Annotated in this window: 8 protein-coding genes; 3 read left to right on the forward strand and 5 right to left on the reverse strand. The window is 49.3% G+C overall.

Annotation, left to right across the window (positions count from 1 at the left end):
* The first annotated feature begins 11 nt into the window (after nt 1-11).
* Nucleotides 12-2,642, forward strand: coding sequence for a phosphoenolpyruvate carboxylase (gene ppc / locus ACRC53_RS12190; protein ID WP_438643669.1), 2,631 nt, complete (start codon nt 12-14; stop codon nt 2,640-2,642).
* Between the two features lie 1,171 nt (nt 2,643-3,813).
* Nucleotides 3,814-4,404: a PadR family transcriptional regulator gene (locus ACRC53_RS12195; RefSeq protein ID WP_438643670.1), complete on the forward strand. Its 591-nt coding sequence runs from the start codon at nt 3,814-3,816 to the stop codon at nt 4,402-4,404.
* Between the two features lie 77 nt (nt 4,405-4,481).
* On the opposite strand, the gene metF is transcribed toward ACRC53_RS12195, so the two are convergent.
* The 3 genes from metF to metB all read right to left on the reverse strand — a co-directional run bounded on the left by metF (nt 4,482) and on the right by metB (nt 9,343).
* The gene (gene metF, locus ACRC53_RS12200) at nt 4,482-5,378 is read right to left on the reverse strand and encodes a methylenetetrahydrofolate reductase (protein ID WP_438643671.1); all 897 of its coding nucleotides are present in this window, start codon (nt 5,376-5,378) and stop codon (nt 4,482-4,484) included.
* Nucleotides 5,379-5,760: 382 nt separating this feature from the next.
* Nucleotides 5,761-8,187: a bifunctional aspartate kinase/homoserine dehydrogenase II gene (locus ACRC53_RS12205; protein ID WP_438643672.1), complete on the reverse strand. Its 2,427-nt coding sequence runs from the start codon at nt 8,185-8,187 to the stop codon at nt 5,761-5,763.
* 4 nt (nt 8,188-8,191) lie between these two features.
* On the reverse strand, nt 8,192-9,343 hold the full coding sequence (metB, locus tag ACRC53_RS12210; protein ID WP_438643673.1) for a cystathionine gamma-synthase: 1,152 nt from the start codon (nt 9,341-9,343) through the stop codon (nt 8,192-8,194).
* A gap of 329 nt (nt 9,344-9,672) precedes the next feature.
* Here metB and metJ point away from each other — a divergent pair, with 329 nt between their 5' ends.
* A complete protein-coding gene (gene metJ, locus ACRC53_RS12215; protein ID WP_438622693.1) occupies nt 9,673-9,990 on the forward strand; it encodes a met regulon transcriptional regulator MetJ in 318 nt (105 codons plus the stop codon).
* Nucleotides 9,991-10,184: 194 nt separating this feature from the next.
* Here the strand turns inward: metJ and tdh are convergent, their stop codons facing one another.
* Together tdh and ACRC53_RS12225 are read right to left on the reverse strand one after the other, a co-directional pair.
* Nucleotides 10,185-11,210, reverse strand: a complete 1,026-nt coding sequence (tdh, locus tag ACRC53_RS12220; protein ID WP_438643769.1) for an L-threonine 3-dehydrogenase — start codon at nt 11,208-11,210, stop codon at nt 10,185-10,187.
* Between the two features lie 97 nt (nt 11,211-11,307).
* Entirely contained in the window at nt 11,308-12,501 is a 1,194-nt protein-coding gene (locus ACRC53_RS12225; protein ID WP_438643674.1) for a glycine C-acetyltransferase, read from the reverse strand.
* Nucleotides 12,502-12,692 lie beyond the last annotated feature (191 nt).

Raw genomic sequence — 12,692 nt, forward strand, 5'->3', positions numbered from 1 at the left:
GATGGAGAGCCATGAACGCACATTATGCCGCCATGCGCAGCAACGTAAATATGCTGGGCAAGTTGTTGGGGGAGACAATCCGCGATGCCGGAGGTGAGCCTCTGTTAGAGCGGGTTGAAACAATCCGCAAGCTATCTAAATCATCACGCGCGGGCAATGAGCATGACCGCCAGATACTCCTTGATACACTGCAAAATCTGTCTAACCATGAGTTGTTGCCGGTTGCACGTGCGTTCAGTCAGTTCTTGAATCTGACCAATATTGCAGAGCAATATCACACCATTTCACGTAACAGTGATGCCCATATTTTCCGGCCTGATACCTTTGAATCACTGTTCCAACAGTTAAAACATCAGGGGATCAGCGAAGAGAAGATCCGTGAAGCCGTTAGCCAGCTCTCTATTGAGCTGGTACTGACTGCACACCCTACTGAAATTACCCGTCGCACACTCATCCATAAGCATGTACAGATTAATCGCTGCCTTGATGGCCTAGAACATGATGATCTTCCCGATGTTGAGCGGCGAAAAATCCACCAGCGCCTAATGCAACTGATTGCACAAGCATGGTACACCGATGAGATCCGTAAAGAGCGCCCGACTCCGCTTGATGAAGCTAAGTGGGGCTATGCGGTGGTTGAAAACAGCCTATGGCAAGGTGTTCCAGAGTTTTTGCGCGAGTTCGATAGCCGCCTGAAAGAGGCGTTGAATACCCGCTTGCCGATTGATGCGACGCCTATCCGCTTTAGCTCATGGATGGGCGGCGATCGCGATGGCAACCCATTTGTCACCGCCAGCATTACCCGCAAAGCGATGTTACTTAGCCGCTGGAAAGCGGCCGATCTGTTCTTGCGCGATATTAATGAACTGATCTCTGAGTTATCGATGAGCGAATGCAGTGCAGATATTCTGACATTGGTCGGTGATGTCTCCGAGCCTTACCGCGTGCTGCTCAAACAACTGCGCAAGCAACTGCAAAATACACTTGAATACCTTGATGCACGCCTGAAGGGGCACAATGCCACACCTGTCGATATTATCGATAATAATCAGCAACTCTGGACACCACTGCACCTGTGCTATGAATCACTCAAAGCCTGTGGTATGACCATTATTGCAGATGGATTGCTGCTCGATACACTGCGCCGCATCCGCTGCTTTGGTATTCATCTGGTGCAGCTTGATATCCGTCAAGAGAGTACCCGCCACGCTGATGCTGTCGCCGAAATTACCCGCTATCTGGGGCTTGGCGATTATGCGCAGTGGAGCGAGGCAGATAAACAGGCATTTTTAGTCAAAGAGCTGACCTCAAAGCGCCCATTATTGCCACTCAACTGGCAACCCAGCGAAGAGACCGCTGAGGTAATCGAAACCTGCCGCGCGATTGCCGAGCAACCGGCGGGTGCACTGGCTTCGTATGTGATCTCAATGGCGCGCCAACCTTCGGATGTACTGGCTGTGCACTTGCTGCAAAAAGAGGCCGGTTGCCAGCAACATCTGCCGGTCGCCCCGCTGTTTGAAACGCTTGATGATCTGAACCGTGCCGATGATGTGATCCGTGATCTGCTGAATATTGGCTGGTATCGCGGCTTTATTCAGGGCCGCCAAATGGTGATGATTGGCTACTCAGACTCGGCCAAAGATGCCGGTGTGATGGCAGCTGCATGGGCGCAGTACCGCGCACAAGAGGCGCTGATCAAAACCTGTGAAGAGGCCGGCATTGAACTGACACTGTTCCACGGTCGTGGTGGCACCATTGGTCGTGGCGGCGCTCCGGCACACGCGGCACTGCTGTCACAACCGCCGGGATCGCTCAAAGGTGGGCTACGGGTGACCGAACAGGGTGAGATGATCCGCTTTAAACTCGGCCTACCGGAGATTGCGGTAAACAGTTTGTCACTCTACACCAGCGCCGTATTGCAGGCGAATCTGCTGCCGCCACCACAACCGCAACAAGGCTGGCGCGATACGATGGATGTGCTGTCTGATGCATCTTGTACCGTATACCGCAGTATTGTGCGTGAAAATCCGGACTTTGTGCCCTATTTTCGTGCGGCGACGCCAGAAGGTGAGCTGGCAAAATTGCCACTTGGTTCACGGCCATCAAAACGCCGTCCGAACGGTGGCGTAGAAAGTCTGCGGGCTATTCCGTGGATCTTTGCGTGGACACAAAACCGCCTAATGCTGCCAGCTTGGTTGGGTGCCGGTGATGCGCTGCAGAAGGTGATCGATCAAGGTAATCAGCCGATACTCGAAGAGATGTGCCATGACTGGCCGTTCTTCTCAACCCGCATCGGTATGCTGGAGATGGTGTTCAGTAAAACCGACCTGTGGCTGACCGAGTATTATGATCAACGCTTGGTCGATACTGCCCTATGGCCACTGGGCACACAACTGCGCAGCATGTTAAAGCATGATATCGGGGCAGTACTGGCGATTGCCAACGAAGGGCATGGCATGGCCGATCAGCCTTGGTTGCAAGAGTCGATCAGTTTACGTAACGTCTATACTGATCCACTCAATGTGCTGCAAGCTGAATTGCTGCACCGTTCACGCCAGTTGACCGAGCCAGATCCTCAGGTAGAGCAAGCACTAATGGTCACCATTGCTGGCATTGCAGCAGGTATGCGCAATACTGGATGATCAATTTTTAATATCTGTGCAATAAACCCTCTTATAACCCGTACTGCGCTCACTGCGGTATGGGTTATGGGTTATGGGTTATGGGTTATGGGTTATGGGTTATGGGTTATGGGTTATGGAGTGTATTGTCTCGCCTTATTGTCATCACTGTTACTAGTAACCGCACGCATGTTGTATTGGTATTAATCTCATACCATGTGGAAAATGTCTGTTTTCTGTTTTCTGTTTTCTGTTTTCTGTTTTCTTTAGCATTCCTTTTATAAAGACACTCTTTACAGCAACAGACTTTTTATATTGATGTGATAAATACCACGCGAAAATATTTCATCTCTTAGGAAAGAAATAAAAAAATTATACTGCCACGCCTATTTTAAATAGGATAATTCAATATCATAATCTATATTTATATTTATATTCTTTATTTTTTCGTACGCTTTCGTTTTTTATCATTGGAAATGGATAATCACTCATTGGCCACGCAGCATTACATCACACTTAATAATCCATCATACAATGAACAGATTTCATCATAGAAATTTGTAGATAAAAAAGTTATTTAAACCTCCTCTTTTCACACTGTTATTTTTTTATTTATTATATGCGTCAGCTCTCATTTCTTAATTAAAATATCATACTATTTATCGTGAGATAACGTTTTAGCTCTGACGATACATCTCTTTTTCTATTACATAGTATGCGTGTTATTTTACTTCTCGCATCCACACAATACCTTGTGATACCTTGCCATCTCTGACGTATACTGTTTTTCCTCTTACACTAAAATCTGATAATAATTTGTCGACCCCCTCTCATTTTGCTATTGAAAATATTGTTTATAGATAAATATAGAATAACCTGCATATCGAACAAAACACAGTGATACGAATGATGCATATGACACTAATTGCTAAGACGCAATACAAAGTTATATGTCACTCTTATCAACACAATCAAGACACCTGTATTTTTTAATTTAATTTGCAAAGGGTGAACATAAAACACGGCTTGCTATTAATCCATTATTTACGGGTGATGATTGCAATACTATTTATATGACTTTTAGAACAACGGGAGTGTTCCCGTTTCTTCCACGTCAGGGATAGGGTGGAAGCTATCATGGTGTAAGTTGCAAATTCGCAACAGGAAAGCAATAAAAGCAAATGAGGATATTATGGCGCTCTCTCAGGTAATTCTAACATTATTAAGCCGTCAGGACGCGAGTGGTTATGACATTACCAAAGAATTTAGCCGAATGGTCGGCTTAGTCTGGACAGCCAGCCACCAACAGGTATACCGCGAACTGAGCCGCCTTGCTGATCAGGGTATGGTGATCAGCCAGTTAATTCCACAAGAGGGTAAACCCGATCGTAAAGTGTACAGCATTACTGATTCTGGCCGAACCTGTTTGCAAAACTGGCTCAGTACGCCCGTTGATGAACGCCCAGTACGTGATGAGCTACTTGTTCGCTTGCTGGCGTGTAGCCACTACAATATTGTGCCAGTTCGTCAGGCGTTAATTCAACAAACACAACAACATAACGAACAACTGCGTCAGTATCAAAAACTCTCCAGTGAACAGTTTGCTACACCAGAGACATTAAGTCTGGAAGATAAGCTGACCTATCTGACATTGCGTCGTGGTATTTTGCAAGAGCAAGCGTGGCTAATCTGGGCAGAAGAGGCGCAAAATTTGCTGGCAGAGCTTGAGATGAACGCTAATCGCGCGCGCGTGGAAAAAGAGCTAGAAGAGAGCTGCTGCTAGTTGAGTATTGCTAAAACGCGATAACAACGCTGACATATTTTCTGATTGTCAGCGTTGTGCTCTATTTGTATATGAGGTTACTGCGTTAATGCCATTGGACGTACACCTAGAGTATGGCAAATGGCATAACTCAATTCAGCACGGTTAAGCGTGTAAAAATGAAAATCTTTTACCCCTTCACGCGACAACACTTTCACCATATCCATCGCGATACTGGCTCCGACCAAATTTCGGGTTGCCGGATCATCCTCTAAACCGGCATACATGCGGTGCATCCATTGCGGTACCCGCACATTGGTCATGGTAGCAAATTTGGTTAACTGTTTGAAATTAGAGACCGGTAAGATACCGGGGATAATTTCAACATCAATGCCAATGGCTGCGCAGCGATCACGAAAGCGCAGATAGCTCTCTACATCAAAAAAGAACTGGGTAATAGCACGGTTCGCACCCGCCTCTATTTTACGTTTCAGATGCAACAGATCTGCCTGCGCACTTTTCGCCTCAGGATGCACTTCTGGGTAGGCCGCCACTGAGATATCAAAATCAGCCACCTCTTTGAGCAACGCAACCAGATCATTGGCATACAGAGCTGGTTTTCCGTGTCCGGCTGGTAAGTCACCTCGTAAAGCAACAATTTGTCGTATACCGTTATTCCAGTAATCGCGCGCAATACTGCGCAGCTCTTGCTCGGTGGCATCCACACAGGTTAAATGTGGCGCAGCCGCCAAACCGGTCTGATCTTGAATCGCTTTGATAATCGAGTGAGTACGATCGCGCTCACCAGAGTTTGCGCCATAGGTGACCGACACAAACTTCGGCTGTAGTGAGCGTAGACGCTGGATGGAGTGCCATAAGGTCGCCTCCATCTCTTCAGTACGCGGTGGGAAAAACTCAAACGAGACATTAATTTGGCCGTGCAATTCAGCCACACTTTGGTTAAGTGCATCAAGTTGATTAGCATGGTAACTCATGGCGGATCCTTCCGTTAATACAGGCCCGATGGAGCACAGCAACGCGCATTCGGTTTAGTGGCGCTTGTGCTGCGGTATCCAGCCTGTTCATCATTCCTTTGCTTGGGCGGTGTTGTATTACCGTCTAACTCCCTGCCCGAGCCGTTGTCAGTCTCAATCTATACAGCATCCTATACTGCATCCACTTTTGACATCCATACGTTTAGACGTCTAGATGCAGATAATGAATGTTAAGATGACGTAACTCGGGCTGACTGTCAATGATCATTTTTATCACTTTTTCGGCATAAAAAAACCAGAACTGACGTTCTGGTTTTTTTTATTGAGACTAACCTGCCAAACAAGAGCGGCTAATTGCAACTCGCTATCAGCGATAACCCCATTATAACAACTGAGCAAGACGATTCAGATCTGACTGAATAGCGCCTGCAGTAACATCACGCCCAGCACCTGGCCCACGGATCACCAGCGGATTATCACGATACCAGCGGCTCTCTATCGCAAAAATATTGTCGCACGGCAGTAAAAAGGCCAGTGCATGGTCAGGGCGCAGAGCTTCAATACCCACCCGTGCTTTGCCATTGCCCTCAAAGCGAGCAACATAACGCAGCACTAAACCGGCCTCTTGTGCAGCGGCAATACGCTGCGCCATTGACTCATTGAGCTTAAGGTTCTGCTCAAAGAAGTGATCAAGTGAAACCTGCTCAAGCGAACTTGGCACTAATGACTCAACCCGCACCTGTTCAGGTTCAATATCGTAGCCTGCTTCACGCGCCAAAATCACCAGTTTGCGCATGACATCTTGCCCTGAGAGATCATCGCGTGGATCAGGCTCAGTGAGCCCTTGTTGCCATGCTTGCTCAACTAAGGCAGTAAATGGCTGGCTGCCATCGTACTGCAAAAACAGCCATGACAATGTGCCTGAGAAAATCCCGCTGATTGCCAATATACTGTCACCACTTTCACGCAGATCGCGTACGGTATGGTTAATTGGCAAACCTGCCCCAACCGTGGCGTTATACAACCAGTGGCGACCGGTCTTTTGGAATGCATCGCGGATGGTACGGTATTGTATGGCGCTGGCAGCACCGGCCAGTTTGTTGGCGCTGATCACATGAAAGCCGTGTTCAGCAAAGCGTAAATATTGCTGGGCAACCTGAGCACTGGCGGTCACATCAAGCACTACCAGATCATCAAAGGGGTGCTGACTCATCCATGTAGCCAGTTGTTGCTCGTTGTGCTCTGAAGCTTCATCATGGAAGAAAGCCAGTGCGCGGCTGGCATCTAGCCCCTGATAATCAAGCCAACTGTGGCGGCTATCAACCACGCCGGCCAGCACAAAATCAAGCCCTGTGCGCGCTGAGAAACTGCGCTGCTCACGCGCAAATAACTCCAGCCAGCGTGAGCCGATATTGCCTTTGCCAAACAGCACTAGCCCCACCCGCTTGTGGGCCTGAAACAGGCTGCGGTGTAACCCCTGAATCAGATGGACAGTCGGGCCATGACGCAATACTGCCATCAGGCTAATGCCCTCTTCCGACGGGCAGACAAACTCGACCGGCTGATCTTTAATCTGCTGGTAAAAACGGTGGCTGTGCAGCGGGTTGTTACATACTCCCGCACCAACCAGTGCTACCATTGCCAGCCCTTCACGCAACCGTAATTCCGCCGGTAACGTGGCCTCTTGCAGCAGTTGAAATGCGCTGTTGACCACTTCGGCGGTATAGCACAGTTGCAGCAAATGGCGATCAAGATGGGCAAAGCTGGCAATCGGTTTAACATGTGCGCGGTTAAGCAAGCGCAGTGCTTCTTCACGTACGGTATCAAAACGATCAGCCTGTGCTACGCTCAGCTCTATCAAGCAAACATCATCGTGTCCGGTGACAATTTTGGCACCGGTGCCACTGGCCAGCACCCGCTCGATTTTGGTTGAACCTTGATCAGGCTGATAGCTACAGCGCAATTGCAGATCTAACTCACTGCCGGAGACCGGTTGCAAAGTACGGGCATGCAGTACCGGTGCTGCCAGACGAGCCAGCTCGCTCGCTTCATCTAACCGTAATAACGGCAGTAGGCAGGCATCGCTGACTTTACGTGGGTCGGCACTGTAGACACCAGCAACATCACTCCAAATCGTCACCCGCTGAACACCGGCCAACGCCCCAATTTGGGTAGCAGAGTAATCAGAGCCGTTACGCCCCAACAATACAGTTTCACCGCTGTCATTGCGGCAGATAAATCCGGTGACAACGATTCGCTGATTAGGATGTTGTGCCAACAGGGTTTGTAAGAGCGGCCATGAGCGGCCCTCGTCAACCTGTGGCTGGGCCGCGCGCTCGGCACGCAAAAACTGACGGGCATCTAGCCACACAGCCGGTATATCTTGATGACGCAAATAAGCGGCCATCAAACGGGCTGACCAAATCTCGCCATGCCCGACGACTTCGGCATATAAAGCATCACTGTGATCTGACTGCATCAAGCATGCTAAACGCTCGATATCAGCCAAAAATAGCGCACTTAATTCTGTAGCAACGTCTGGACTGAGCAATGAATCAATCAAGCCCAGTTGATAGCGGCGCAGCACTTGCTGTGCCTGATGAGCCGCCAGAGGATCGGTATAGGCCAATTTGAGCCACGCAATCAGCTGGTTGGTTGTACTGCCCGCAGCAGAAACAACCATCAAATCATCAGGCTGGCTGTGCTCGGCCATGATCTTGGCAACCCGCTGATAACAGCTTGGGTCGGCCAGACTGCTGCCGCCAAATTTATGCAATTGACGGATCTTGGCTCCGCTTTGTACGCTCATCAAGTTACCTCTTCGCAACTGTCTGGAAGGCTTGCTCCAGATCAGCAATTAAATCTTCTACATCTTCAATACCGACAGAGATCCGCAGTAAATTCTCACTAATGCCCGCAGTGGCACGCGCTGCAGCAGTCATTCCTGCATGTGTCATGGTCGCAGCATGTGAAATCAGGCTCTCTACACCACCGAGCGATTCTGCCAGTGTAAACAGCCGCAATTGTGCCACAAATTCGGCTACATCGGTGTTCAGTTCAAAGCTTATCATCGCCCCAAAGCCTTTTTGTTGCCGGCAAGCAATCGCATGGCCGGCATGATTGGGCAATGAAGGGTGATACAGTTTCCCGACTAAGGGTTGTTGACGCAGATAATCGATAATCGCCAATGCATTTTCCTGATGCTGTCGCATGCGTGGGCCAAGCGTTCGTAAGCCGCGCAGCAGCAGATAACTGTCAAATGCCGAACCGGTAACCCCGATATTATTGCCCCACCATGCCAGCTCAGTCACCAATGCGGGATCAGCGGCAATTACGCAACCGGCCACCACATCGGAGTGGCCATTGAGGTATTTAGTGCACGAGTGCACCACCAGATCTGCGCCCAACGCCAGCGGTTGTTGCAGCAGTGGTGTCAAAAAGGTGTTATCGACCACCACTTTCGCGCCAACTTGATGAGCCTGCTTGGTGATAGCGGCAATATCAACCACTCTGAGCAGCGGGTTATTTGGCGTTTCAATTAACACCAGTTTGGGCTGTTCGGCCAATGCTGCCGCCAGTGCCTGCGGATCAGATTGATCAACAAAGATCACCCGATATGCACCACGTTTACTCAGACTATCAAATAAACGGTAACTGCCACCGTAGCAGTCGTGTGGGGCGACCAGCAAATCTCCGGCTTGCAGGAAAACGGTACAGACCAGATGAATAGCCGCCATGCCGCTGGCTGTCATCACCGCACCCGCACCGCCTTCTAGTTCAGCCAATGCTTGCTGCACCACATCACGGCTCGGATTACCACGACGCGAATAATCGTGTACCCGCGGCTGGTTAAATTCGGTAAAGTTGTAAGTAGATGAGAGATGAATAGGGGGAACAACGCAGCCAAATTGGTCATCATTATTCAGGCCACTGCGAATGGCTGAGGTTGCCTGCTTATATGTCATACACTTGCTTTCCCTAGCGATAGTATTGGGGATGACAGCCTATGGTGGCTCATCATGGTGTGTTGTTTAATGTTGGCGATGTACGTTGGTTTTACGGCATGCTGATTTTCTATACTACTTTGCTTTTCACTGGCTTTGCGTTGTTACACGTACAGGAAATAGAGTAACGACATTTTGCATTAGCCGTCAATACATCTAGATGTCTAAGCATCTTTGCGTTTAGATTGTCAGCTCTCAGATTAACCGCTAGAATTGTACTCTTATTCTTATTTCTTTATCTGATTACGGAACATCACACAGTGTGATGATGACGCGTTGCAAGGTGTTTTATGGCAAAGTGGAATGGCGAATACATCAGCCCTTATGCGGAACATGGTAAAAAAAGTGAGCAAGTGAAGAAGATCACTGTCTCTATCCCGCTGAAAGTGCTTAAAATTCTGACTGATGAACGTACTCGTCGCCAAGTGAATAACTTGCGTCATGCCACCAACAGCGAGCTGCTATGTGAAGCCTTTTTGCACGCTTTTACCGGTCAGCCGCTGCCAACCGATGATGATCTGGGCAAAGAGCGCCACGATGAGATCCCGGTTGAGGCAAAAGAGATTATGCGCCAGATGGGAATCGACCCTGACAGCTGGGAATATTAATCTTGGTAAAAAGTCATCTCGATAAAAAGTGATCCCGATAAAAAAGCCTAACATGCTTGTGCAGTTAGGCTTTTTTGTTATCCCTATTCTTTAAATGCAACTGTTTAAATGCAGCGTTTTAGAGGATCTCAGTGAGGCTAGAACACCTGCTTTGTATACCAAAGCCAACAAGCCGGCACTGTACGCCTGAGCAATTAATCCCAGCTCAACACCACTTTACCCGACTGGCCTGAACGCATGGCATCAAACCCCTGCTGAAAATCATCAATCGCATAACGGTGCGTAATGATAGGGCTAAGATCGAGACCCGATTGCAGCAGCGCGGCCATTTTATACCAGGTTTCAAACATCTCACGGCCATAAATGCCTTTGATAAACAACCCTTTGAAGATCACCTGTGTCCAGTCAATCCCCATATCGCTGGGTGGAATACCCAGCATGGCCACTTTACCGCCATGGTTCATGGCACTGAGCATACTCTGGAAAGCACTCGGCACACCTGACATCTCTAGCCCCACATCAAACCCTTCGGTCATACCCAGTTGCTGCATCACCTCGGTCAGGCTCTCTTGTGCCACATTGACCGCACGGGTCACGCCCATTTTCCGCGCCAGTGACAAGCGGTACTCATTCACATCGGTGATCACCACATGGCGTGCACCTACATGGCGACAGACTGCCGCAGCCATGATCCCGATAGGGCCAGCACCGGTGATCAGCACATCTTCTCCCACCAGATCAAACGACAGCGCGGTATGAACCGCGTTACCAAAGGGGTCAAAAATCGCGGCCAGATCATCAGAGATATTGTCGGGAATTTTAAAGGCGTTAAATGCAGGGATCACCAAATATTCAGCAAATGCACCGTCACGGTTAACACCGACACCGGTAGTATTGCGGCATAAATGGGTACGACCCGCACGGCAGTTACGGCAGTGGCCACAGGTGATATGCCCTTCACCAGACACCCGATCACCTATCTGAAAACCGCGTACCTCTTGTCCCATTGCCACGACTTCACCAACATACTCATGACCGACGACCATCGGCACGGGGATCGTACGCTGTGACCAGTCATCCCAGTTATAAATATGCACGTCTGTACCACAAATCGCGGTTTTGCGGATTTTAATCAGCAGATCATTGTGGCCCATCGGGGGCTGTGGCACATCGGTCATCCAGATGCCGACTTCCGATTTGAGTTTAGCCAGTGCTTTCATTGCGGTGATCCCCATGATTTTGTCAGAGCCCAACGTGATGGCTTGCGGCACAATAGACGACGTTGAGCGCAGTAGTTCACATCAGATGTAGTTAACATCAGATAATGCCAAGCTGTTTACCTACGCGGGTAAAGGCTTCAATAGCATGATCAAGCTGCTCGCGGCTGTGCGCAGCGGAGATCTGAGTACGGATACGCGCCTGCCCTTTAGGTACAACTGGGAAGGAGAAACCAATCACGTAGATACCTTCAGCCAGCAGCGCATCAGCAAAATCAGCGGCTTGCTTGGCATCACCAATCATGACGGGAATAATCGCGTGATCTGCGCCACCCAGTGTAAAACCAGCTGCACTCATCTGCTGACGGAAATAGTTGGCATTCTCCCACAGGCGCGCGCGCAGGGCTGCGCCCTCTTCGAGCAGATCGAGTACGGCCATCGACGCGGAGACTATCGCCGGCGCCAGTGAGTTTGAGAACAGATAAGGGCGTGAACGCTGGCGCAGCCACTCAATGACCTCTTTTTTCCCTGCGGTATAACCACCCGAAGCACCACCCAACGCTTTACCTAGCGTGCCGGTAATAATGTCAACGCGCGACATGACTTCGCAATACTCGTGCGTACCGCGCCCGTTTGCCCCCACAAAGCCCACCGCATGTGAGTCATCCACCATCACCAGCGCGTTATAGCAGTCAGCCAGATCGCAGACTGACTTCAGATCGGCAATCACGCCATCCATCGAAAAAACGCCATCGGTAGCAATCATGATATGGCGTGCGCCATCGGCTCTGGCCTGTTGCAGTTGTGCTTCAAGGTCGGCCATATTGTTGTTGGCATACCGGTAGCGTTTTGCTTTGGATAGGCGCACACCATCAATAATCGAGGCGTGGTTCAGCGCATCGGAAATAATCGCATCTTCACTGCCCAGCAGGGTTTCAAACAGGCCACCGTTTGCATCAAAGCAAGAGGAGTACAAGATGCTGTCTTCCATCCCCAAAAAGTGGGCTAAACGTGCTTCAAGCTGTTTGTGGCTGTCTTGCGTACCGCAGATAAAACGCACTGAGGCCATGCCAAAGCCATGGCTATCCATACCGGCTTTAGCTGCCGCTATCAGTGCTGGGTGGTTGGCTAATCCTAGATAGTTATTAGCACAAAAATTGACGACTTCACGGCCATCGGCAACGGCAATATCGGCCTGCTGTGCAGTGGTGATGATGCGCTCTTCTTTGTACAACCCGTCATCACGGGTTTGTGTAATTTGATCGCGAATTTGTTGATAAAAATTGGCAGACATTGTGGCATCTCTCCCTTATGAGGTCATGGCTGTAACAGTCAGCAAAGTTGCTGCTTATGTTACTGAGAATCGGCCATTTTCAGAGTGTTTGACACCAGAATTGAGAGCTTGTGCAGCAGAATCGGTTAAAAAAGGGTAAAGCAGGCTAATAGCCTACTTTTATTCAGAGAAGTTGATATCAATAAGCAGCG

The sequence above is a fragment of the Plesiomonas sp. genome, from assembly GCF_051652165.1.
Lineage (GTDB): Bacteria > Pseudomonadota > Gammaproteobacteria > Enterobacterales > CAMTGL01 > Plesiomonas.